Source organism: Iamia sp. SCSIO 61187, assembly GCF_019443745.1.
Taxonomy (GTDB): Bacteria; Actinomycetota; Acidimicrobiia; order Acidimicrobiales; family Iamiaceae; genus Iamia.
This window is the reverse complement of the sequence record NZ_CP050948.1, coordinates 913364-936073: the sequence shown is the minus strand read 5'-3', so window position 1 is coordinate 936073 and position 22710 is coordinate 913364. Positions and strand designations below refer to the sequence as shown.

The 22710-nt window shown below is 68.3% G+C and carries 17 protein-coding genes, 5 pseudogenes and 2 other annotated features; of the genes and pseudogenes, 12 read left to right on the top strand and 10 right to left on the bottom strand.

Annotated features, from left to right (window positions below):
• Window positions 1-406: 406 nt before the first annotated feature.
• From HC251_RS04545 to HC251_RS04530, 4 genes are all read right to left on the bottom strand, one after another.
• Window positions 407-1009 (bottom strand): SAF domain-containing protein, encoded by a 603-nt coding sequence (locus HC251_RS04545; RefSeq protein ID WP_219944124.1) that lies wholly within the window; start codon window positions 1007-1009, stop codon window positions 407-409.
• Window positions 1010-1118: 109 nt separating this feature from the next.
• On the bottom strand, window positions 1119-1982 hold the full coding sequence (locus tag HC251_RS04540; protein WP_219944123.1) for a hypothetical protein: 864 nt from the start codon (window positions 1980-1982) through the stop codon (window positions 1119-1121).
• Window positions 1964-2611 (bottom strand): hypothetical protein, encoded by a 648-nt coding sequence (locus tag HC251_RS04535; RefSeq protein WP_219944122.1) that lies wholly within the window; start codon window positions 2609-2611, stop codon window positions 1964-1966. Before HC251_RS04535 ends, HC251_RS04540 begins: the two co-directional genes overlap by 19 nt.
• A 246-nt stretch (window positions 2612-2857) precedes the next feature.
• On the bottom strand, window positions 2858-3553 hold the full coding sequence (locus tag HC251_RS04530; protein ID WP_219944121.1) for a hypothetical protein: 696 nt from the start codon (window positions 3551-3553) through the stop codon (window positions 2858-2860).
• 346 nt (window positions 3554-3899) lie between these two features.
• On the opposite strand from HC251_RS04530, the gene HC251_RS04525 reads away from it, so the two are divergent.
• Window positions 3900-4940 carry a hypothetical protein gene (locus tag HC251_RS04525; RefSeq protein WP_219944120.1) on the top strand — a complete coding sequence of 347 codons (1041 nt, stop codon included), beginning with the start codon at window positions 3900-3902 and terminating at the stop codon, window positions 4938-4940.
• Window positions 4941-5675: 735 nt separating this feature from the next.
• Here HC251_RS04525 and HC251_RS04520 read toward each other — a convergent pair.
• Window positions 5676-6902, bottom strand: a complete 1227-nt coding sequence (locus tag HC251_RS04520; protein WP_219944119.1) for an IS256 family transposase — start codon at window positions 6900-6902, stop codon at window positions 5676-5678.
• Window positions 6903-7077: 175 nt separating this feature from the next.
• Here HC251_RS04520 and HC251_RS04515 point away from each other — a divergent pair, with 175 nt between their 5' ends.
• From HC251_RS04515 to mobF, 3 genes are all read left to right on the top strand, one after another.
• Window positions 7078-7440 carry a hypothetical protein gene (locus tag HC251_RS04515; RefSeq protein ID WP_219944118.1) on the top strand — a complete coding sequence of 121 codons (363 nt, stop codon included), beginning with the start codon at window positions 7078-7080 and terminating at the stop codon, window positions 7438-7440.
• Window positions 7441-7561: 121 nt separating this feature from the next.
• Window positions 7562-8104 carry a hypothetical protein gene (locus HC251_RS04510; RefSeq protein ID WP_219944117.1) on the top strand — a complete coding sequence of 181 codons (543 nt, stop codon included), beginning with the start codon at window positions 7562-7564 and terminating at the stop codon, window positions 8102-8104.
• Window positions 8105-8243: 139 nt separating this feature from the next.
• Window positions 8244-10106, top strand: a complete 1863-nt coding sequence (gene mobF / locus HC251_RS04505) for a MobF family relaxase (protein WP_219944116.1) — start codon at window positions 8244-8246, stop codon at window positions 10104-10106.
• On the opposite strand, the pseudogene HC251_RS04500 reads toward mobF, so the two are convergent.
• The 3 genes and pseudogenes from HC251_RS04500 to HC251_RS04490 form a co-directional block, all read right to left on the bottom strand.
• Window positions 10061-11032 (bottom strand): annotated as a pseudogene (locus HC251_RS04500) (IS3 family transposase); the annotation flags it as partial. The gene mobF and the pseudogene HC251_RS04500 overlap by 46 nt on opposite strands.
• Window positions 10904-11017 (bottom strand) — a sequence feature (AL1L pseudoknot). It overlaps the preceding pseudogene by 114 nt.
• 10 nt (window positions 11033-11042) lie before the next feature.
• A complete protein-coding gene (locus tag HC251_RS04495) occupies window positions 11043-12191 on the bottom strand; it encodes an IS30 family transposase (protein WP_219941236.1) in 1149 nt (382 codons plus the stop codon).
• Window positions 12192-12264: 73 nt separating this feature from the next.
• Window positions 12265-12546 (bottom strand): annotated as a pseudogene (locus HC251_RS04490) (transposase); the annotation flags it as partial.
• A gap of 71 nt (window positions 12547-12617) precedes the next feature.
• Here HC251_RS04490 and HC251_RS04485 point away from each other — a divergent pair.
• The 6 genes and pseudogenes from HC251_RS04485 (at window position 12618) to HC251_RS04460 (ending at window position 18159) form a co-directional block, all read left to right on the top strand.
• Entirely contained in the window at window positions 12618-14114 is a 1497-nt protein-coding gene (locus tag HC251_RS04485; RefSeq protein ID WP_219944115.1) for an ATP-dependent RecD-like DNA helicase, read from the top strand.
• Window positions 14115-14185: 71 nt separating this feature from the next.
• Complete coding sequence (locus HC251_RS04480) at window positions 14186-14419, top strand: helix-turn-helix domain-containing protein (RefSeq protein WP_219944114.1); 234 nt, start codon at window positions 14186-14188, stop codon at window positions 14417-14419.
• 58 nt (window positions 14420-14477) lie between these two features.
• A pseudogene (locus tag HC251_RS04475) lies at window positions 14478-14759 on the top strand (transposase); the annotation flags it as partial.
• A 73-nt stretch (window positions 14760-14832) separates the two neighbouring features.
• Entirely contained in the window at window positions 14833-15981 is a 1149-nt protein-coding gene (locus tag HC251_RS04470) for an IS30 family transposase (RefSeq protein WP_219941236.1), read from the top strand.
• Window positions 15982-15991: 10 nt separating this feature from the next.
• A pseudogene (locus HC251_RS04465) lies at window positions 15992-16963 on the top strand (IS3 family transposase); the annotation flags it as partial.
• Window positions 16007-16120, top strand: a sequence feature (AL1L pseudoknot). Its footprint overlaps the pseudogene before it by 114 nt.
• Before the next feature lie 362 nt (window positions 16964-17325).
• The gene (locus tag HC251_RS04460; protein ID WP_219944113.1) at window positions 17326-18159 is read left to right on the top strand and encodes a hypothetical protein; all 834 of its coding nucleotides are present in this window, start codon (window positions 17326-17328) and stop codon (window positions 18157-18159) included.
• Between the two features lie 186 nt (window positions 18160-18345).
• On the opposite strand, the gene HC251_RS04455 is transcribed toward HC251_RS04460, so the two are convergent.
• Together HC251_RS04455 and HC251_RS04450 are read right to left on the bottom strand one after the other, a co-directional pair.
• A complete protein-coding gene (locus HC251_RS04455; RefSeq protein WP_219944112.1) occupies window positions 18346-19026 on the bottom strand; it encodes a GIY-YIG nuclease family protein in 681 nt (226 codons plus the stop codon).
• A 355-nt stretch (window positions 19027-19381) separates the two neighbouring features.
• Window positions 19382-20683, bottom strand: a complete 1302-nt coding sequence (locus tag HC251_RS04450; RefSeq protein ID WP_219944111.1) for a site-specific integrase — start codon at window positions 20681-20683, stop codon at window positions 19382-19384.
• A 518-nt stretch (window positions 20684-21201) separates the two neighbouring features.
• Between HC251_RS04450 and HC251_RS04445 the strand changes: the two are divergent.
• Window positions 21202-21483 (top strand): annotated as a pseudogene (locus HC251_RS04445) (transposase); the annotation flags it as partial.
• A 73-nt stretch (window positions 21484-21556) separates the two neighbouring features.
• Window positions 21557-22705, top strand: a complete 1149-nt coding sequence (locus HC251_RS04440) for an IS30 family transposase (RefSeq protein ID WP_219941236.1) — start codon at window positions 21557-21559, stop codon at window positions 22703-22705.
• Window positions 22706-22710 lie beyond the last annotated feature (5 nt).

Here is a 22710-nt window from a genome sequence, read left to right as displayed (position 1 = left end):
GGCCGGATCACAACCGCCACCAGGTCGGCCGAGTCGACGAGTGCGGCTCGCCGCCACACTCCACCTCCGTCGACAACGGCCCACCCGTCGGATCGAGCGAGGACCGACGCGATCCGCTCACCTGCCGAACGCCACAGCGCCTCGGCTGCCTCTCCCGAGTCGGGCCCGACCAGGACGGCGACGCCGCCTGCGTCTTGCGCGTGGTCGAGCCAGCCACCGGGCCGGGTCGGGTTCGACGCGGCGAGGGTGACGAGCCCCGGCTCACGGCTGAGGCCATAGCGGACTGCCACGACTCCACCCGCCAGGTCCGCTTCCACGAGCGCGGCGCTCTCGAGGCGGGCCGCGAGCAGCAGCGCTGTGGTCGTGACGCCTGGAGCGCCCCGCGCCGAGCACAGCGCGACCGTCTTCACGGCGACACCTGCACCAGTCGCAGCGACCCTGATCCGGCCGCAGCAGCGACCGCCTGGGCGTCAGCTTCTGTGGTGAGAACCGATACCAGCCTCCGGTCGCCCGTCAGTTCCTCGACCGAGACCACCGTTGCTTCGCGGGCGATCACGTTGTTCGAGCTCGTCTCGCCGTCGTCGGCAGAGTCATCGGTGGCTTCGGGAACAGCGGTGTCGCCCGAGCGCACGATGGTCACGCGGTCCCCCGGTGCCAGTCCCAGGTCCGGGTACCCGCCCGGATCGAGGGAGAGGCCGACGATGCCTTCGCCTTCTTCGAGCGTCGGGCGGTCGGCCACCACCGAACGGGTCACGAGCGTGCCCGGCGCCAGATCAACCAGAGCGACCCGACCGACCACCTCGGTCATCTGCGACTCGCTCATCCGAGCCAAGGCGTCGTCGCTGGAGACGTAGACGACGCGGAGGTCGTCCGATGAGATCACATCCCCTCGTTCGACGGTTCCGACGACGGCGAGAGCAGGCGATCGGTCGACGGCGCTCAGGTGCCACAGGACGGCACCGAGGGCGAACACCGACATGACGAGGACGCCGACCACGAGCTCGGGCATGCGCACCCGACGGCCGGGTGGGGCGAGGGAGATGGTTGCGGGAGATCCGTGGCCGTTGGAGCCGGGAGTGCCGGCTCGCGGAGCGCGGACGGTGGGTGTGCTCGCCATCTCAGCCGCCTCCTCGAGTTCCGATCGCCTGGATCTCGCCGACTTCGACATCGATGCTCGACGTACGGGCGATGGCGGGAAGCGTCCCTCCGAAGGGGGCATTGGACGTCCAGGTCACCTCGAGCCGAACAGTGGCCGACAGGTCGAACGTGCCAGCATCGCTCGACGCGGAGGAGTGCCGGTAGGTATGCGTGCAGTTGCTCGCCTCCTCGGCCGCTCCCGGAGTCCACGCCGTGCCCGGGCCCTTGCACACGACGCTGTCGCCGTCTCCGAGCCCCCACGTGACCGACACGGGTCGGGCGGTCACGGTCGACCACACCCTGCCGGCCTGCGCCGTCGCCGTGTAGCCATGCCACCAGCCGCCGTCGATCCACAGCCACGTCGGAATCTGCACATAGAGGCGCCCGGCTTCCGAGGGGCTCGTCCTGATCGCTGGCGGGGCGATCTGCACCGAGGCCAGCGCCTGCTGGGCGAGAGCCAGGGGATCGACGAGGCCACCCTCGGGGATGATGAAGTAGCCGCCGACTTCGACTGCGCCGACGCCCTCGCACCAGTACTCCAGCCACCGTCCGGTCTCGGAGTGCTGCGTCTCCAAAGAGTCGACGTCGTAGATCGATGTCTGGAAGTCGTCCTCGATGACGACGTGCCACTCACACGGGGGACCGCTTCCCCCACCGCCGCCACCGGAGCCACCGCCGCCCCCCGGCGAGGTGGTCCCGTCGCCGGCTGTCGCCGTCGGGTCTCCTTCACCGTCGACGTAGGCACCACCACCGCCGCCGGGTGGACGCTCGTCGGCACCAGCCGGCGAGGCCACCAGGACGGCGAGCATCGCCGCCGCCAAGCTGATCAGGAAGCGAGCGCGCATCCGGCCACCCCCTCGAATCGCTGCAGCAGACGGGCGGCCGACACCTTCCACACGCCGTCGACGCGGGTCATCTCGGCCTGGACGTTGTGGGTGTTGACCTCGTCGTTGACCACCTCTCCGGTGTCCCGACGAACGACGATGCCGTCGGCCACGACGCACTCCTGCACGACGGCGTGGTCGCCTTCGATCTCAACGACGGTGACCCGCTGGATGTTGTGCGGCTCGGCAGCACGCTGGAAGGCGAGGCCTTGGTCGAGGTTCGACTGCGTCTCGGCGATCACCGTGTCGAGCTGTTCACCGGTGGCGTACTCGCGAAGCGCTGGGTCGTTCGGATCGGGCGCGCCGGAGTTCGCTTCGAAGCGGGCGTTCCAGTAGCCGATGTAGCGGTCGATCACCTCCTGCTCCGCGGATGTGCCGGGTGCAGTCGTCGCCGTCGACGCACCCGCCGCCGTCGTGGTCTCGCTCGTCGTCGAGGTGGTCGACTCGGTACTTGACGTCGACGCCTCGGTCGTCGTGGTCGACGCGGGGCTCGCCTCGCCGTCGTCTCCGCAGCTCGTTCCCGCCACCAGCAGCGCGGCTGCGATGCAGGCTGCCATTGCGCGGTGCCTCGAGTGATCGAACCAAGGCATGGTCGTGCCTCCTCGTCCGGGGGAACCCGGACCCAGCGTCCACTGGCCCATCGAGATGGGACGGCGAGGGGCCGATGCCGCCTGGCCGAGGCCCTCGAGTACGCCGGGTTGGGAGGTCCGCCTCGTATCGGTCAGGCAGACGAGACCGGGCAACGTGCACGCACAGCCACCGACGACGGTACCGGATCGGCTCGAAGTTGTCGCCTGGTCGGTGCCGGACAACATCGAAAGCGCCGTTCTCACCGATCAGCTGGCCAGCGGGAGCAGCCGCAGCCGACGCTCCGCCCGGGTCCGACGACGCCACATGGCGTCGGCAGACATGTCCATGTCGGCCGCGACCTCGACGAGAGACTCGCCCCCGACCCGCGTGCGGAAGATCGTCGCCAGCGCAGCGCCCGACACCAGCCCTCGGTCCCGGGCGGCGAAGAGCTCCTCGATCACCGCCTTCTCGACCACCACCTCCTCGGGGGTCTGGGCCGGGTCGACGCTGCCACGGGAGACCGCCTCGTCGTTCGGGGTCGCAAGCCCATCGACGCGTGTGCGGAGCAGCTCCTTGCGGACGTCGAGCAGGACGTTGCCCGCAACCGGGCCGCACCGCTGGCTCGGGTAGGTGCGGATCCGGTTCCATGCCATCGAGACGACCTCGCCCACCGCGTCGGGATCGTCATGGGCGACCTGGGTGGCGAGGCGGACCAGCCCACCGAGCAGCGCCTGGAGCAGCGTGCGCGCGGCGATCTCGTCGTCAGGAGCTTCGGCGGCCAGGACCCGCAGCGCCTGGTCGCCCCACCTGGGGCGGGTGCGGGTGTCGACGAAGTCGTCGACGCTGTGCGCCGTTGCCGACGCGGGGTTTCGGGACGTCCAGCGCATCAACGCTCGACGAGCTGCCGGGGAGCTCGCCACGGTGGCCCACTCCTCGTTCAGCGATTGCACGATCCATGCCATCGGGAACCTCCAGGTGTCAGTCGGACACCAGGAAGATCCGCGCGGCACATCCCGTTGGCTGTCCCGCTACCTATCCCGTTGGCGAACTTTCTTCGAGATTCGTCACCGGGCTACCCAGCGGGACCCGCCGGCGACGGGCGCAACCCCTCGATGATGAAGATCATGTCGATGACCTTGGCGGCCGTGTACGGGGGGTCGGCCCGCCAGTCGACCTTGAAGGTCCTGGGGGGAGAAGGCCCGTCTGCGAGACCAGGACGATCTTCCAGCCCCTTACACTCCCGCCCATTGTCGGCGCCACAGCTGAAACAGGTCGGCCCCCAAGGTATCGACGAGCGATGATTGCGTCATGGGCTGGCGCACTATCGAACTCGAGCTTGCAGAGCAGCCGACTCCTCCCATGTGCGAGCTCCTGGGTCAGATCGTCGCGGTCGCGGAGCACTTTGGCGTGGCGGGTGCACTCCACGCGCCGCCCGAGTTCCCGGGCGTCTGGGAGCTCACCCTGGACGCGAACAGCTCGTACCTCAACGGCATCACCCCACCGATGTGCGATGTCCTCGAAGACGTGGCCAATGACATCGACCCCGCCGACCCATTCCTGCGAGATACCGCGGCGACCATCCGCACGCAGCTTGAGTCGCAGCTCGTAGACAACCGCAACGACCCGCCGTTGAGGCTTGCTCGGGCCGGTCAGGACTTTCACGTTCGCGCCACCGGTGACGCCTCGCCCGCATTCCATCTCACGGAGCTTGCGATTCACGAAGGCCGCCTCCTTGTGGGGATCGAGCAGTTCGCCGGGGCAAGTGGAGCCAGAGCATGGCATCGGCGATACGAACTCGAAGCCCAGCTACGGATCGACGGTCTCGCCCTGGTGGGGGCGGCCCGACGACTCCGTCGTACAGCAGACCACCTCGCGACGGAGATCCCGGGCGCCCACCTCGAAGCGGCGAAGACCCGCTTTGACGCTGCGGTGCCGGACCTAGTGCACCTTCGCGACTGCTTCGAGCACATCGACGAGTACGCCGTCGGTGCCGGCCGGCGAGATCCACCCGGTAGCCCCGCCGGGACTGTCCTAGAACTCGACATTTGTCGGGACGATGGCTCGCTCCACCTCTCCGCACGAGGCCGAAACATCAACCCACTGGACGTGGCATCCGCGGCTCGCACCATGGTGGCGTGCCTTCAAGCCGCGATCGACCACCACGCGATTTTTCGAATCCTCCCTGGTTTTGCCGACTTCGAGTTCGTCGACACGGTCGACGGCATGGAGAGAGCGATTCCCGTCGAGGACGAGGACCCAGAACGCCAACGGATCCGGTCGATGTTGAACTCGATGAAACAGACTGCTGTGCCAGCGGCTGCGTGCCCACACTGTGGTCTCCCGCTCTGAACTCGATGCTGCAGGACTGAACGCACGGCCACCTCCGACGCCCGCAGCACCGTCGGAGCTGTTGGGCAACCGCTTGGTCGGCCTGGTCCCGATCGAGCAGACAAGGGCGGCTGAGACTCCGACTCAGATCGAGCTTGGCCTGCCCACGCGGGTGATCGCTGCCGTGGATCGTGAGAGTCCGACCTTGCATGCTGTACTGATGCTTGGGGTGCCCCAGAACCCCGGGACCGTGCAGCACTTCCGGGACGCGTCCCAGTGACGTCCGGGCAATTGGGGCGTCCCCAGCTCTGGATCTCGGCTGAACATGCTGTGGGGGGAACCGCTCACTTCTGGAGCCTCGTAGGCTCGCGCAATGGCGGGATATGGCGTCGATCGACCGGCCCCGAGTTCGTACGACGAGTTGATGCGAGTTCTACTGCGTGCTGCTCAACGGAGGGGTCGGGCGCTTGGCCTGAGGGTTCACTACAAGAAGCTGCGATCCCATCGAGGGCAGACCGATTGGGACCTCTCTGTCGACGGCAGTGGGTGGAGGATCGCTGCGTGGGTGAACCAGATCGAGCGGGAGTTGCCCATCGTGGCCGAGGGCTACACCGGGGAGGGTTCTGGGGCTCGTGCTATCGAGGTTGCTAGGTCGTTCCTCGGGCACTGGATCGACTGGTGTATTGGCGACGACACCCCCGGACCCCGACAGAGTCCCGAGGTGTGGTGGGAATCGAGGCGTGATGCTCGATGTGTTCAGCCGGCGAGCGCTGGCTGGTGGGGGTCAGTGTCGCGCGGTGCGCTGAGCTCGGCCATGGAGGCTTCGGAGAGGTAGCGGCGGGCGATGGCCCATTCGTCGTGTTGGTCGGCGAGCACGGCTCCGACGAGGCGGATCACGGCGGCGTCGTTGGGGAAGATTCCGACGACGTTCGAGCGGCGCTTGACCTCCTTGTTGAGCCGCTCGAGGGGGTTGTTCGACCAGATCTTTCGCCAGTGCGACTTGGGGAACGCGGTGAAGGCCAACACGTCGGTCTTGGCGTCGCGCATCAGCTCGGCCGCCTTGGGGAACCGTTCGGCGAGGGTGTCGGCGACTTCGTCCCAGCGGGCCTCGACCTCCTTGCGGGTGCCGAGGGCGAAGATCGACCGGAACGCGGCGGCCACGAACTCGACATGGGCCTTGGGGATGGTGGCCAGCAGGTTGCGGGCGAAGTGCACCCTGCAACGCTGCCAGCTGGCGCCGGTGAAGCACTTGCGGATCGAGGCGGTCAGCCCGGCATGGGCGTCAGAGATGACGAGGCGGACCCCGCCGAGGCCCCGGTCGCGCAGCGAGCGCAGGAACCGGGTCCAGAACGTCTCGTCTTCGCTGTCGCCGATGTCGACGCCGAGGACCTCACGGTCGCCGCCGGCGGTGATCCCGGTCGCGATGACCACGGCCCGGGACACGACCTGGCCCAGGGCGTCGTCGCGGACGTTGATGTAGGTGGCATCGAGGTACACGTACGGGAACGAGACGTGCCCGAGGGTGCGGCCCCGGAACGCGGCGACCCGCTCGTCGAGGCGGGCGCAGATCCGAGACACCTCGGACTTCGAGATCCCCGTATCGATGCCCATCGCGGCGACGAGATCGTCGACGGCCCGGGTCGACACGCCGTTGACGTAGGCCTCCATCACCACCGCGTACAGCGCCTGGTCGATGCGACGGCGGGGCTCGAGCAGCTCGGGGAAGAACGAGCCCTTGCGCAGCTTCGGGATCGCCAGCTGCAGATCACCGGCCTTGGTCGAGAGCACCTTCGGCCGCGTCCCGTTGCGATGGGTGACCCGCTCAGCGGTGCGCTCCCACGGATCCGCGCCGATGGCCGCGGTGGCCTCGGCGTCGATGAGCTGCTGGAGCGCCCACTGGGCCAGCTCGCGGACGAGGTCGGTGCCCTCCCCGACGCGGAGCGCGTCGAGAAGGTCGGAAACGGCAGACTCGGCAAGAGCCATCGGCGTGTTCTCCTTGGTGTGCACTTTGGTCGGTACACACCGAGCATCACGCCGGTGGCTCACCCCACGGTGGACCCAATTCCCACCACGCCAGGGGACTCATACCGGACCCCCGGGCCGATTCTTCTGGCCAAACCTGCCTTTGCCGGATGGCGTGTCTGAGCCTCGACTGCGAGTGTGCGACGAGATTGTCAACGGCTGGCTCGTAGACAACGTTCCGCACGAGATCGCCATCGAGGAGATCCACTCGGGATCCGAGATCGTGCTGCGGCATGTCCTCGGAGCAGGGCAGAGCGTGAACTGGGCGACGCTGATGGAGCGAGCCGAGTCGAGGCAGGTGGTCGGGCCGGAGGACCTCGCTGCACTACGTGCTCTGAACGTCGAGCGCCGCACCGTAAAGCACCGGGGCGGCGCCATCGACGAGGCCCGGGATGGTGAGATCCGGAAGATCATCCTGGCTGCGATCGGCGTGCTCGACGGCTTGCTGTCTGACCTCGACGTCCGTGCGACGCAGGAGGGGACAGCGTCGTCGGGCTGACGCTCCACCAGTAGCGCGGACCCTGCCCCGAAACGCCGGGTAGGTGTCACCGCCACCGAATGGGGCCTGGGAGGAGCAAGCTTCTGCGCGGGAACCGGAGCGTTTCGCGGCCTACAGGGGCATGGAACGTGATCGTGATCTTGTCTTCGCTCCTGTCAACCATCCGGATCCTCGGGTCCGACAGGTTGGGTTCGACCTGACTGACACCTACGTCGAGCAGTGCTGGTCGGCCGTCATCGGACCCAGCGCCACGCTGCTGCTGCGCCGGCTGCCCGAACTGTGGCGACATCAGGTCCCCGCAGAGCTCCCCGCGAGCGAGTTCAGTCAGTCGCTCGGCCTCGGCGCCGGCACCGGGCCGAACAGCCGGCTGGCGTCGACGATGGACCGTCTTGTGCGGTTCGGTCTCGCCCGGCCGGATCGGGCCGGCGGGCTCGACGTGTTCCTCGAGGTAGCGCCACTCCAGCCCCGGCAGCTCGAGCGAGTTCCGAAGTGGACCCGCTCGGCTCACGAGCAGTTGTTCACCGCGCACCTCGAGGGCTTCGAAAGCGTCGCCGAGCACCGGTCGAAGGTGACCGCGACGACGGTCGACCTCGAGCGGTTTCGCCAACGGGCTACCCAACCCGAGATCGCCCTGAACGGACATCAGCAGGCCCTCGGGCGATGAGCCTCAAGCGCCGTCCCGGCTCTCCCGGAAGCCCGCCCCGTCCGGCGACCGTCGTCGCTCCTGAACGGCAGGTCTGGCGCGCACACATTGACAGGTTTCCCTCTGGGAAACCTGTTGGCTGTCCGGTTGGCGGTTCGTCGTGAAGTTCACCGTCACCCCCCTCGGCGGCGGCCGGGCCGACACGGCCCGAGTCGTCGACTCGATCGTCCGCTACCTCCAACCACCCGGGACGAAGGGCAACCCGGCCCCTGGAACCGCGGCTGGCGGCACGTCCGGACCCGAGCGCTACTACGCCGACGCGGGCGAGGAACCCGGCCGGTGGCTCGGTCGATCCTCTGCGGCCGCAGGACTAGCGGGAGCTGTCGCACGTGACGACTTCGCCTCGGTTCTCGCAGGTCGGGACCCGCACACCGGCGAGCGGCTGATCACCGCGCAAGGTTCCGCTGGCAGGCGACCGACGCTCGGGTCAGGGAACCACTCGCGGCTCGGACCCGGCAATGAGCCCCTCTTCGATGTCGCTGACGCGGCCGCGGTGCTGGACGTGGCCCAGCGCGAGGTGGAGCGGCTGCTCGACGCTGGTACTCGCAGGGCAGTCACCACCCTGTTCGGAGCAAGTACTGCCAGCGCTCCAACCCCTCCCGCCGGGTATCCCGCTGGCTATCCCGTTGAGGGCCTGCAACCCCCACTGACCAGCACCGATGCCGAGGAGCCACAGGCGTCGTTCCTCGTTCCCTTCGTCGACGCCGACGGTTCTCGATGGGTCACCGAGGCTGAGCTCTCCCGGTGCCGGCTTGCTCGCGAAGAAGGCGTGACCCCCGATGCGATCCGTTCGCTTGGCGCACCCCAGGACCAATTGTCGATCAGTGAGGCCGCCCGGCTCGCCGGGGTGACTGCCCAGTACCTGCGCGGCGTGGCCCGCTATCACGAGGACCACAGCGATGAGATCGACCAGGCCGTGGCCGCCGGTCGTCAGCCTCGACACGCCTACCTGGAGGCGCACCGCGGGACGAAGAACCGATGGTTGGTCACCCGCGAGCGCCTGGCCGAGTTCCTCGAACGACGTCGACCTCCGGCGGTGAGGGTCGCGTACGACCTCACGCTGACCACCGAGAAGAGCCTCGGCGTCCTGGCCCTGCTCGGCGAGGCCGCGACCCGGGAGGCAGTCCTCGGCTCGATCCAAGCGGGCAACGACTGGGCCCTCGGCTGGCTCGAGGACCGCGCCGTCGGCCGCATCGACGGCGAACCGGTGCCGGCCGAGGGGCTGATGGTTGCGTCGTTCCGACACCTGACCTCGCGGGCGCTCGACCCGTTCCCGCACCACCACAACGTCGTGATGAACACCGTGACAGCCCCCGACGGTTCGCACCGGTCGCTGTGGTCGCGGTGCCTCTACCAGAACGCCCACGCCGCCTCGGCGCTGGCCACCGCCGAGATGCGGCACCACCTCGCCGAGCGTCTCGACATCGATTGGCGGCCCGGCCGCAAGTCCGGGTGGGAGATCGACGGGATCAGCCCCAAGGTCGTCTCGGAGTTCTCCAAGCGCCGCAACGAGATCGACGACGCCCTCCGGGAGTTGGAGGCCGAGATCGGCCGGGGAGCTCATCCCAGTGAGGTCGAGCACATCGTGTTGCGCACCCGCCCGGCGAAGAACCACACACCAGCCGACGACCTGGTCGCCCGGTGGCGGGAGCGTGCTGCCGCATGCGGGCTGACCAGCGACGACATCGACCGGCTCAGCCAACCGGCTACCCAGCGGGACAGCCAGCGGGCGACCCAGCGGGATGTCGTATTCGACCTGCTCGCGGACCCCGATGGCATCTGCGCCGGGGGATCGGTGTTCACACGCGTCGACGCCATCACCGCCATCGCCAACCTCGGCGTCCCCGACGCCGACGGCGTCGCCCAGCCGCTCCTCGGCGGCGCAGTGAACCGCCCTGGGTCTGGTGGAGGCTCGGGCTATTGGATTCCAACCCCGGTGGGGTCGGCTTGTTGGGCAGCGTAGAAGGCTGCTTCGAGCTCGGCGGGCGGCCGGTGGCCGCAGTGGCCATGAAGGCGCTGCTCGTTGAACCAGTGCACCCACGACAACGTGGCCAGCTCGAGCTCGTCGACGTCGTCCCAGGGCCGTGGGGCGTCGGGTCCGTAGACGCATTCGGTCTTGTAGAGACCGTTGGTCGTCTCGGCCAGAGCGTTGTCGTAGGAGTCGGCGACGGTCCCGATCGATGGCCGGGCGCCGATCTCGTCGAGGCGCTCGGTGAACCGCACCGAGGTGAACTGCGACCCGGCATCGGCGTGTGCGATCAGCCCGACGAGCCGGCGGCCGCCGCGTGAGCGCCGGGCCATCTCCAAGGCGTCGAGCACCATCTCGGTGCGCATGTTCGACGCCACCCGCCAGCCCACGATGCGGCGGCTGAACGCGTCCACGATGAAGCACACGTACGCCATCCCGGACCGGGTCGGGACGTAGGTCAAGTCGGTCACCCACAGAGCGTCGGGCCGGTCCGCGTTGAAGTTCCGGCGCACCAGATCCGGCGCCCGGACCGCGTCCGGGTCGGCGACGGTGGTGAAGACCCGCTTGCGCCGCCGTGACACGCCGGCGATGCCGAGCTCGCGCATCAACCGGGCCGTCTGGTCCCGGCCGATCTCGTGACCGGCCCGCCGAGCGGCGAGCCAGAGCTTGTGGGCGCCGTAGACCTTCCGGTTCGCCACCCACAACGCGAGCAGGATCGGCATCAACACTGCGTCGCGCCGAGCCCTCGCCGAGGGCTCGAGCTGGCGGCGCTTGGCCGCGTAGTAGGTGCTCGGAGCCATCTGCAGCACCCTGCAAATGGGCTCGACCCCGAACTCGCCACGATGGCGATCGATGTAGTCGACCATCACTTCGACGGGCGGTCGAGCTCCGCCGCGAAGAAAGCCGACGCCGACTTCAAGATCGGCGGGTTCAAGCGGTGGCCGCAACGACCTGTGCGTAAGCCTCTGATGGTGTCAGGTAGCCGAGGGTCTTGCGCGGACGGCCGTTGAGGCTCCGCTGGATCTCGACGAGTTCGGAAGCGGAGACCTTCGAGAGGTCGGTGCCCTTGGGCAAGTACTGACGAAGGAGACCGTTGGTGTTCTCGTTCGAGCCGCGCTGCCAGGGCGAGTGCGGATCGCAGAAGTAGATCGGGATGCCTGTCGCCGTCGTGAAGCTGGCGTGGGTCGACATCTCGGCTCCTTGATCCCAGGTGATCGACCGGACGAGCTCGTCGGGCAGCGTGGCGATGGCCTTGCGCATCGCCTTCTCGACGGTCACTGCCGACCGGTCGCCGTCGAGGTGCAGGAGGAGCACGAGGCGGGTGGTGCGCTCGACGAGGGTGCCGACAGCGCTGCGGCTGGCTTCGCCGAGGATGAGGTCGCCTTCCCAGTGACCCGGCACGGCGCGGTCGTCGGCTTCGGCGGGTCGCTCGGAGATGTTGACCATCCCGGGAATGCGCCCTCGCCCGTCGACGGTGCCGCGCTTCTTGCGACTGGCCCGGCCCGAGCGGAGGCATCGGGCCAGTTCACGCCGGAGTTCTCCTCGGCCCTGGACGAACAGCGACTGGTAGATCGTCTCGTGACTCACCCGCATCTCCGGGTCGTCCGGGAAGTCCAACGGTAAGCGTCGAGCGATCTCGTCGGGCGACCACAGCTCCTCGAGCCGCTTGGTCACCTCATCGAGCAGCCGGCCGGCTCCGAGCTTGCAGGGCTTCGGTCGTCGGGCGGCGTGGCGGGCGCGCTGGTGGGCGGCCCAGGCCGAGTAGCCCTGGCGGCCGCCGTTGGCGGCAACCTCGCGGGTCACCACCGACGGGACCCGACCGATCGCCCGGGCGATCGCGCTGAGCGAGTCGCCGGCGCGGATGCCGACGAAGATCTCCTCGCGATCAGCGATGCTCAAACAGCCCGGGCGCGGTTCCCACGTGTCGGGGACCCCGGTTGTGAACCGGCCGTCGCGGACCATGAGCCCGACCATCGGCGCGGTGCAGCCGATCTCCCTGGCGATGTCGACGAGCCGCCACCCACGGCCTCGGAGTCGGAACGCAAGCTGCTTCTGCTCGTGGGTGAGGATTCCGGCCATGGCGCTGCTCCTGTGATCGAGGTGCTCGGATCGTCACAGGACCGGTGCGCCCACCGGTGGATTCCGCCATCGCGTTCGCCCGACGCAGCTCGCGGTTCTCGGCCTCGAGCGCCTTGATCTTCGCTGCGTCCTCCGACGACGTCCCAGCCTTCAGGCCCTCATCGATGTCGGCCTGCTTGACCCACTTCCGCACCGTCTCGACCCCGTAGCCGAGTTGGCTCGCGACCCGCTGGATCGTCCCGTGGTCGGTGCCCAGCTCCCGGCGCAGCTGACGCACCAGCCGCACCGCCTGAGCCTTCTCCTCCGGCGAGTACCGACGCGTCGTCGGCTTCCCCGGCCTGATGTCCTTCGGCATGACTCCATCCTCGTTTCCAAGGTCAGGAGCCTCCAACGAACCCAGGGCGGTTCACAGCGGAGGTCCTCGAGTTGACCGACGCGTTCCTCGCCTCGGATCGGGTCGTGTGCCTCAACGACACCGACGACCCGTTGTTCACCACGAGCGAGATGCTCGAAGTCCAGAACCGGATCACGGCTCGATTCCGGGCCGGCCGCCACGAAGCCACCCACGTCGTCAGCGACCACCAACTCGCCGGCGCCCTCGCCGAGAACCCGCACCTCACCCAGGAGCAACGCGACCTGGTGATTTCGTGGTGCCAGGGCGGCCATCGCTTCCAGACCGCCATCGGTCGCGCCGGCACCGGCAAGACCACCACCGTTGCCGCCTGCGCGGAGGCCTGGCGTGCCGCCGGCTACCGGGTGGTCGGTGCCGCAGTGAAGGGCGAGGCCGCCCGAACCCTTGCCGCCGCGACCGGGATCGAGTGCGAGACCGTTGCCTGGTACCTCGCCCACACCGACCCTGAGCACCCGCCCCTCGACGCCCGCACCGTGCTCGTGATCGACGAGGCATCGACGCTGCACGACCGGGCGCTGGACACCTTCATGAGCATGGTCGCCGACACCGGAGCGTCGATCCGGTTCATAGGTGACCCTGCTCAGCACGGCGCGATCGCCGCCGGGGGCATGTTCCGCGTGCTGTGCGAACGCCACCCGGCCCTCACCCCCGAGCTGAGCACCACCCACCGACTCCAACACCCGGACGACCGCGCCGCCGCCGAAGCGCTCCGCCAAGGCCACATCGACGAAGCCTTCGACCACCTCGCCGCTGCCGGTCACCTCCACGTCGTCGGTGACGACCTCACCATGTACCGCCACGTGCTGGGCCGCTGGTGGGACGCCCACCGCAACGGTGACGACCATCCCATGGTCGATCGGCGCAACGCCACCCGTCGCCAGCTCAACCGCCTCGCCCACCTCCTTCGACGAGTCAACGGCGAGCTCGGGGCAGACGAGATCCCCGCCAGCGGGGATCGGACCTTCGCCGTCGGCGACCGCGTCACCGCCCGCGCCCCTAACCGCACTCTCCACGTGGCCGGCAACCCCAAGGCGTACGTCCGCAACGGCGCCCTCGGCACGATCGTCGCTGTCCACCGCGAGCCCGACACGCCCCGCAACGACACGGTGACCGTGGACTTCGACGGCATCGGCGTCATCGACCTCCCCCGCCGGTTCTTCGACCTGCACCGCACCGCCGCCAGTCGGCCCGAGGTCGGCATCGACCACGCCTACGCGCTCACCAGCTACGCCGTGCAGGGCTCGACTCGATCCGTTTCCACCAGCCGAGTCGATGCCACCGCCACCCGCGCCGAGACCTACGTCGACATCACCCGCGGCCGCGACGAGAACCACCTCTACCTGACCGCAGCGAGCGACCCCCTCGACGGCGAAGCCCTCCCCCGCGTCCCACCCGCACCCGCCGACGTCGCAGTGGCAGAACGGCTGCACCGATCCACCGGCGAGCTCACCGCCTGGGAGCTCGCCCACCCAGCCGAACCAGCTGCCACCGGGCAGGCCGTGAGCCGGTAGCCGGATTTCCTGTCGATTTCGGGCCCTGATCGCGGCCTACATGCACACGGCTCACCCCAGGAGGCATCCCCATGACCACCGAGACCCCCATCGACGACGAGGTCCTCACCATCGAGGAGGCCGCAGCGATCCTGCGCATCAGCCGCAACGCCGCCTACACCCTCTCCCGCAAGTGGCGCGCCACCGGCGGACGCGTCGGGCTCCCCTGCATCGAGATCGGCCGCAGCGTCCGCGTCCCTCGCTCGGCCATCCGCCAGCTCCTCCAGTCCGCCACCACCCACGACCCCGACGACCAGGTCGCGTGAGGACTGAACCGCCCTGGGTTCGTTGGAGGCTCCTGACCTTGGAAACGAGGATGGAGTCATGCCGAAGGACATCAGGCCGGGGAAGCCGACGACGCGTCGGTACTCGCCGGAGGAGAAGGCTCAGGCGGTGCGGCTGGTGCGTCAGCTGCGCCGGGAGCTGGGCACCGACCACGGGACGATCCAGCGGGTCGCGAGCCAACTCGGCTACGGGGTCGAGACGGTGCGGAAGTGGGTCAAGCAGGCCGACATCGATGAGGGCCTGAAGGCTGGGACGTCGTCGGAGGACGCAGCGAAGATCAAGGCGCTCGAGGCCGAGAACCGCGAGCTGCGTCGGGCGAACGCGATGGCGGAATCCACCGGTGGGCGCACCGGTCCTGTGACGATCCGAGCACCTCGATCACAGGAGCAGCGCCATGGCCGGAATCCTCACCCACGAGCAGAAGCAGCTTGCGTTCCGACTCCGAGGCCGTGGGTGGCGGCTCGTCGACATCGCCAGGGAGATCGGCTGCACCGCGCCGATGGTCGGGCTCATGGTCCGCGACGGCCGGTTCACAACCGGGGTCCCCGACACGTGGGAACCGCGCCCGGGCTGTTTGAGCATCGCTGATCGCGAGGAGATCTTCGTCGGCATCCGCGCCGGCGACTCGCTCAGCGCGATCGCCCGGGCGATCGGTCGGGTCCCGTCGGTGGTGACCCGCGAGGTTGCCGCCAACGGCGGCCGCCAGGGCTACTCGGCCTGGGCCGCCCACCAGCGCGCCCGCCACGCCGCCCGACGACCGAAGCCCTGCAAGCTCGGAGCCGGCCGGCTGCTCGATGAGGTGACCAAGCGGCTCGAGGAGCTGTGGTCGCCCGACGAGATCGCTCGACGCTTACCGTTGGACTTCCCGGACGACCCGGAGATGCGGGTGAGTCACGAGACGATCTACCAGTCGCTGTTCGTCCAGGGCCGAGGAGAACTCCGGCGTGAACTGGCCCGATGCCTCCGCTCGGGCCGGGCCAGTCGCAAGAAGCGCGGCACCGTCGACGGGCGAGGGCGCATTCCCGGGATGGTCAACATCTCCGAGCGACCCGCCGAAGCCGACGACCGCGCCGTGCCGGGTCACTGGGAAGGCGACCTCATCCTCGGCGAAGCCAGCCGCAGCGCTGTCGGCACCCTCGTCGAGCGCACCACCCGCCTCGTGCTCCTCCTGCACCTCGACGGCGACCGGTCGGCAGTGACCGTCGAGAAGGCGATGCGCAAGGCCATCGCCACGCTGCCCGACGAGCTCGTCCGGTCGATCACCTGGGATCAAGGAGCCGAGATGTCGACCCACGCCAGCTTCACGACGGCGACAGGCATCCCGATCTACTTCTGCGATCCGCACTCGCCCTGGCAGCGCGGCTCGAACGAGAACACCAACGGTCTCCTTCGTCAGTACTTGCCCAAGGGCACCGACCTCTCGAAGGTCTCCGCTTCCGAACTCGTCGAGATCCAGCGGAGCCTCAACGGCCGTCCGCGCAAGACCCTCGGCTACCTGACACCATCAGAGGCTTACGCACAGGTCGTTGCGGCCACCGCTTGAACCCGCCGATCTTGAAGTCGGCGTCGGCTTTCTTCGCGGCGGAGCTCGACCGCCCGTCGAAGTGATGGTCGACTACATCGATCGCCATCGTGGCGAGTTCGGGGTCGAGCCCATTTGCAGGGTGCTGCAGATGGCTCCGAGCACCTACTACGCGGCCAAGCGCCGCCAGCTCGAGCCCTCGGCGAGGGCTCGGCGCGACGCAGTGTTGATGCCGATCCTGCTCGCGTTGTGGGTGGCGAACCGGAAGGTCTACGGCGCCCACAAGCTCTGGCTCGCCGCTCGGCGGGCCGGTCACGAGATCGGCCGGGACCAGACGGCCCGGTTGATGCGCGAGCTCGGCATCGCCGGCGTGTCACGGCGGCGCAAGCGGGTCTTCACCACCGTCGCCGACCCGGACGCGGTCCGGGCGCCGGATCTGGTGCGCCGGAACTTCAACGCGGACCGGCCCGACGCTCTGTGGGTGACCGACTTGACCTACGTCCCGACCCGGTCCGGGATGGCGTACGTGTGCTTCATCGTGGACGCGTTCAGCCGCCGCATCGTGGGCTGGCGGGTGGCGTCGAACATGCGCACCGAGATGGTGCTCGACGCCTTGGAGATGGCCCGGCGCTCACGCGGCGGCCGCCGGCTCGTCGGGCTGATCGCACACGCCGATGCCGGGTCGCAGTTCACCTCGGTGCGGTTCACCGAGCGCCTCGACGAGATCGGCGCCCGGCCATCGATCGGGACCGTCGCCGACTCCTACGACAACGCTCTGGCCGAGACGACCAACGGTCTCTACAAGACCGAATGCGTCTACGGACCCGACGCCCCACGGCCCTGGGACGACGTCGACGAGCTCGAGCTGGCCACGTTGTCGTGGGTGCACTGGTTCAACGAGCAGCGCCTTCATGGCCACTGCGGCCACCGGCCGCCCGCCGAGCTCGAAGCAGCCTTCTACGCTGCCCAACAAGCCGACCCCACCGGGGTTGGAATCCAATAGCCCGAGCCTCCACCAGACCCAGGGCGGTTCAGACCCACGATGCGATCCCGCTGTGAGTACCTCACCGCTCGGCTGGAACCGAGGTGAGGCCAGGCCGGCGAGGCGGAGCGCGGGGCCACTTCGATCAGCCGGTTCCTCGCCGACATCATCGAACGTTCGAACCCTGGGGACCTTGCTGCCGTGACCCCCAAGTGCTCGACGGCGACGGGGCCCCATCGCTTGGATCGAACTCGATGTCCGACTCACCTGTTGCAAGCGCCTCCGCATCCGCGGCTTCTTCCGACCACTGCATGGTGCTTAGCCCCTCAGGGGAGGTCGTACTCTGCCTCGGGACGCGGGCGCGGGCCCGTAGGCTCCAGTGAGTGCCGGAGCTGCGTCGATACCGCCTCATGCCGCTCGACTTCAACACGGGCCACCATCTCCTAGACCCTGTAGGCGAGGGAGCTGACCCCGCGGTACGCGCCCAGGCCGCGGAGAACCGCCGAGCGCAGATCGACCGGCTGCGCTACATCCACGGCGAGGCAAACCTTGAGGCCGTCATCGCCAACATCCAGGATCTCGGCGCCGATCCCTTCTCCACGATCGGCTGGCATTTGCATCTGTGGAGAGAGGTTCGTCACGCGTTCGTGTCCGGCGCCTACTTCCCGGCGGCGGTCGGCGCCGGCGCGGTCGCCGAACGGGTCCTGAACCACCTTCTCATCGATCTCGTCGACGACTGCGCCACGGAAGCCGACCGTCGCAGGATCGAAGCTCCCAAGGCCCCCACCTATGCCGCCGCGCTCGAGATCCTCAACCGGTGGGACGTCCTTGAGCCTGCCTCAGCCGAGCATTTCAATCGGCTGCGGATCATCCGCAACGACCTCGTCCACTTCAACGACGGACTCTACGAGGACCCGCGAGGACGCAGCTTGGAGGCCATCACAATCTTGCGCGACGCACTGGACGCGCAGTGGGGTGTGTTCGTGCAGCGCCGCCTGATCCCCGGCACGCCGGGGATGATGTACGCCCGCAAGGCCGTCGAAGCCGAACCATTCTTCCGCCACTACCTCGCCCCGGTGATGGCTTACGTGAGCCCGCACCACGGCCTGCGCCATGACCCCGACACCGGCCTGTGGGTGACTGCGACAGAGGAGCCGGTCTACGCCGATACCGATACGGACGCCGAGTTCGTCCGCAATCTCAAGTACCTCGGCTGAGAGGCACACCTCCGGTGGTGAGCGGGATGACACTGCTCGTAGCGCCGTCCTCTTGACCGTCGCTGCCCTCGCTGTGATCGATGCGGTTGGCCGGCCGTCTGGGCATCCTGCGCATCACTCCACTGTTCCGGGGCGTGGTGGGCCCCGATGTCGACGAGGGGCACGGAGGCCACTAGCCCGAGTGCGTTAGTCAGAGTCCACGTCGGGGAGGGAGTCCCATAGCGCCGTCCAGTACGGATTCTGCTCGTGGTCAATCCGTTCCGCATGGTCGCCGTGAACGAGAGGCGTACACATCAGGAGCGTGAGTTCGTCCAGATCGACGAACCGCTGCGCGTTGACTTCGAGCGAGTCCTCGAGTGAGAACAGTGGCTCATCGGCAGAACCGTCGACGATGAAGCCCAACTCCGTCTCGATCGTGGTCCTCTGACCGATGCCCGTCAGCATCTCCGCCGCGAGCTTCACGGAGTCGGCTGTCTGCACCATACATACGGTGCTGAGGTCGTCGCGCAGAATCGGCCCATGTGAAGCTTGAAGGGCGGCCGTGATGTCGAGCCGCGAACCCTGGAACGGAGATCCCTTGAGGAACGCAGAGGACTCTTCCAGCAGCGCCGAGATCGCCTCGCGGGGAGCAAGTCGAAAGAACTCTCGCTTGGGGTCGTGCCGGGCAGCCGCAAAGCGCTGGTGCATCGCACTCTCGACACGATCGACATCATCCACGAGAACATCGAATAGGACGATGAATTGCGACGGAACGCCAGTCGTTCTGAGTTCACGCGCTCGCCGCTCAGCCGTCCGCTTGGTGCGACCGATCTTCAGCAGACCAGGCATGCTCGGGTTGTAGAGCACGTAGACCGAGCCAACCGACATCCAAGCCAACGTAGCGCTCGTCCGCTCACTCTCCGGCGGTCCCGGCCGAAGCGGGCCAGCTGGAGGTCCCCTACGCCGTGCTGACCCATCGGGATACTCGCCGGCGCTTTGTCGGTGTGCCAGGAACTGCGGTTGCCGAGCCGCTGGACGCTCGACATGGTCTGGCCACAAACGTAGGCAGCCGGTCGGCGACGACCAGAACCTCATCAGGCACCCGGTAGGAGTCGCCGATGTCGCGCATAGCCAGATGCGCCCACCGTCAGCGCTGCGAAGGTGAGGTCGCGAGCAACCAGGCGGCAGCCTCCACAGCCCGCAGGCAGTTGCATGTGCTCGGCGGCGAGTTCGCTCGCCGCGTTCACAGCTGCTCTCCTTCCGACTCGACCACGTTCGTCGCCGAGTCCTCGGTCGCTTGCGGCCCGGGGCAGGGTTCGGCCACGTCGGTAACCCAGCCGCTCCAGTCGATGCCGGGGTTGCCGAGGAGCTGGGCGAAGGTGGACGCGGCAGCGGCCTGCATGCCCGGCAGGACGTGCTGGTACACGGCCATCGTGAAGGCAACGTTCGCGTGTCCAAGCCGCTCGCTGACCACCTTCACCGGCACGCCGGCCTTGAGCAGAAGGGTCGCGTGCGTGTGCCTCAGGTCGTGGAGCGAGATCGTCGGAACGTCGAGCTTGGCCACCTTGCGGTCGAGGACCTGGCTGAACGAGTGCGGGTGGATCCATGATCCGTCCGGCTTTACGAACACCAGCTCGTCGCCCTTGGGATCGATGCCACCCTTCTCCTCAGCCCGCTGGATGCGCCACGCCTTCAGCACGTCGATGGTCACCGGATCGAGGTCGATCGTGCGCCGCCCCGTGCCGGTCTTCACGTCCGAGATCTCCACCTCGTACGCGATCGACACCAGCGCCTGGCGCACCGATAGCCGCATGTTCTCGAGGTCGACATCGCACCACCGAAGCCCAAGCACCTCGCCCCGTCGCATCCCGGTGTGCGACGACAAGTGGAACGCCGGGTGCAGCCGGTGGCTGCGCACGGAGTCGAGGAACGTCCGAAGCTGCCTGGCGTCCCAGGCCTTGATGTTGCCCTCCTGGCGATTCTTCAGCGTCGGCGCGTCGGCCAACGCGACGACGTTGCGGACGACGATGCCCTTGCGCTGGGCGTCGTTCATCGCCTTGTTGAGCATCAGGTGGATGTTGCGCACCGTCTTCGGGGCCAGCCCGGCCGGCCCGACCGCGTCGCACTCGCCGACGACGCGCGTCGGCTTCGAGGCCTTCGGCGTCTTGCGTCCCTCGGTCAGCAGCGTCGCGTAGAAGACGTCGAGATCGTCGGGAGTCAGCCGCTCGATCGGCCGACGGCCGAGCGCCGGCAGCACGTGAAGGTCGATGTTCCGCCGGTACGAGTCGTAGGTGCTGGCACGCACCCGCGACTTCTGGATCGGCAGCCACCGATCGGTGAGGTACTGCCCGAGGGTGAGCTTCTCGGTCGGCACCGGCACGCCGTCGTGGCGGCGCTTGATCTCCTCGGCGAGCACCTTCTCGGCGTCGTTGCGCCTGGTCCCCGCGGGGATCCAGGTCCGGCGCTTCCTGCCGGTCCCCGAATCGATGCCGTCGTAGACGACGGCGTAGTAGTTGTTGCCCTTCTTCTGGATGCCTCCGCGCATGGTGCGGTCCCTTTCGATGTGGATTCCGAAAGAGACGCCACGCAGCGTTCGAGGCCGATCCCAGGACGTCCGACGGGATGGGCGCTGCCGATCTCGACCATACCGAGGTCGAACCCGAACGTCGAGAGTCGACCGTTCGAGCCAGCCCCCGGCAGGCGCTCCAGGCACCGACCAGACCATCGGACGCGGCCAGGCGGCCTTGTCATCGCGTGACGTCCCGGACCAGCGCGTTACAACGCGTCCCATCCCGCGGTGTAGAAGTCGGTGTAGAAGTCAGGCCCGGTAGACCATCCGGGAGAACCCACCAGGAACCCGGTAGACGCCCCCAAACAAGGCAAAAGCCCAGGTCATTGACCTGGGCTTTCGTCCTGACGTTGGTGGCGGGGGCAGGATTTGAACCTGCGACCTTCGGGTTATGAGCCCAAATCGCGTCGTGCTCTCCTGTCCCGTCCTGTGCCATCCAGTGAACCGCCCTGGGTTCGTTGGAGGCTCCTGACCTTGGAAACGAGGATGGAGTCATGCCGAAGGACATCAGGCCGGGGAAGCCGACGACGCGTCGGTACTCGCCGGAGGAGAAGGCTCAGGCGGTGCGGCTGGTGCGTCAGCTGCGCCGGGAGCTGGGCACCGACCACGGGACGATCCAGCGGGTCGCGAGCCAACTCGGCTACGGGGTCGAGACGGTGCGGAAGTGGGTCAAGCAGGCCGACATCGATGAGGGCCTGAAGGCTGGGACGTCGTCGGAGGACGCAGCGAAGATCAAGGCGCTCGAGGCCGAGAACCGCGAGCTGCGTCGGGCGAACGCGATGGCGGAATCCACCGGTGGGCGCACCGGTCCTGTGACGATCCGAGCACCTCGATCACAGGAGCAGCGCCATGGCCGGAATCCTCACCCACGAGCAGAAGCAGCTTGCGTTCCGACTCCGAGGCCGTGGGTGGCGGCTCGTCGACATCGCCAGGGAGATCGGCTGCACCGCGCCGATGGTCGGGCTCATGGTCCGCGACGGCCGGTTCACAACCGGGGTCCCCGACACGTGGGAACCGCGCCCGGGCTGTTTGAGCATCGCTGATCGCGAGGAGATCTTCGTCGGCATCCGCGCCGGCGACTCGCTCAGCGCGATCGCCCGGGCGATCGGTCGGGTCCCGTCGGTGGTGACCCGCGAGGTTGCCGCCAACGGCGGCCGCCAGGGCTACTCGGCCTGGGCCGCCCACCAGCGCGCCCGCCACGCCGCCCGACGACCGAAGCCCTGCAAGCTCGGAGCCGGCCGGCTGCTCGATGAGGTGACCAAGCGGCTCGAGGAGCTGTGGTCGCCCGACGAGATCGCTCGACGCTTACCGTTGGACTTCCCGGACGACCCGGAGATGCGGGTGAGTCACGAGACGATCTACCAGTCGCTGTTCGTCCAGGGCCGAGGAGAACTCCGGCGTGAACTGGCCCGATGCCTCCGCTCGGGCCGGGCCAGTCGCAAGAAGCGCGGCACCGTCGACGGGCGAGGGCGCATTCCCGGGATGGTCAACATCTCCGAGCGACCCGCCGAAGCCGACGACCGCGCCGTGCCGGGTCACTGGGAAGGCGACCTCATCCTCGGCGAAGCCAGCCGCAGCGCTGTCGGCACCCTCGTCGAGCGCACCACCCGCCTCGTGCTCCTCCTGCACCTCGACGGCGACCGGTCGGCAGTGACCGTCGAGAAGGCGATGCGCAAGGCCATCGCCACGCTGCCCGACGAGCTCGTCCGGTCGATCACCTGGGATCAAGGAGCCGAGATGTCGACCCACGCCAGCTTCACGACGGCGACAGGCATCCCGATCTACTTCTGCGATCCGCACTCGCCCTGGCAGCGCGGCTCGAACGAGAACACCAACGGTCTCCTTCGTCAGTACTTGCCCAAGGGCACCGACCTCTCGAAGGTCTCCGCTTCCGAACTCGTCGAGATCCAGCGGAGCCTCAACGGCCGTCCGCGCAAGACCCTCGGCTACCTGACACCATCAGAGGCTTACGCACAGGTCGTTGCGGCCACCGCTTGAACCCG

What these genes read in the sequence shown, in the direction of transcription:
- HC251_RS04545 (WP_219944124.1), bottom strand. Translation starts at nt 1,009, where the DNA reads ATGCCCGAGCTCGTGGTCGGCGTCCTCGTCATGTCGGTGTTCGCCCTC.
- HC251_RS04540 (WP_219944123.1), bottom strand. Translation starts at nt 1,982, where the DNA reads ATGCGCGCTCGCTTCCTGATCAGCTTGGCGGCGGCGATGCTCGCCGTC.
- HC251_RS04535 (WP_219944122.1), bottom strand. Translation starts at nt 2,611, where the DNA reads ATGCCTTGGTTCGATCACTCGAGGCACCGCGCAATGGCAGCCTGCATC.
- HC251_RS04530 (WP_219944121.1), bottom strand. Translation starts at nt 3,553, where the DNA reads ATGGCATGGATCGTGCAATCGCTGAACGAGGAGTGGGCCACCGTGGCG.
- HC251_RS04525 (WP_219944120.1), top strand. Translation starts at nt 3,900, where the DNA reads ATGGGCTGGCGCACTATCGAACTCGAGCTTGCAGAGCAGCCGACTCCT.
- HC251_RS04520 (WP_219944119.1), bottom strand. Translation starts at nt 6,902, where the DNA reads ATGGCTCTTGCCGAGTCTGCCGTTTCCGACCTTCTCGACGCGCTCCGC.
- HC251_RS04510 (WP_219944117.1), top strand. Translation starts at nt 7,562, where the DNA reads ATGGAACGTGATCGTGATCTTGTCTTCGCTCCTGTCAACCATCCGGAT.
- HC251_RS04495 (WP_219941236.1), bottom strand. Translation starts at nt 12,191, where the DNA reads ATGGCCGGAATCCTCACCCACGAGCAGAAGCAGCTTGCGTTCCGACTC.
- HC251_RS04480 (WP_219944114.1), top strand. Translation starts at nt 14,186, where the DNA reads ATGACCACCGAGACCCCCATCGACGACGAGGTCCTCACCATCGAGGAG.
- HC251_RS04470 (WP_219941236.1), top strand. Translation starts at nt 14,833, where the DNA reads ATGGCCGGAATCCTCACCCACGAGCAGAAGCAGCTTGCGTTCCGACTC.
- HC251_RS04455 (WP_219944112.1), bottom strand. Translation starts at nt 19,026, where the DNA reads ATGTCGGTTGGCTCGGTCTACGTGCTCTACAACCCGAGCATGCCTGGT.
- HC251_RS04450 (WP_219944111.1), bottom strand. Translation starts at nt 20,683, where the DNA reads ATGCGCGGAGGCATCCAGAAGAAGGGCAACAACTACTACGCCGTCGTC.
- HC251_RS04440 (WP_219941236.1), top strand. Translation starts at nt 21,557, where the DNA reads ATGGCCGGAATCCTCACCCACGAGCAGAAGCAGCTTGCGTTCCGACTC.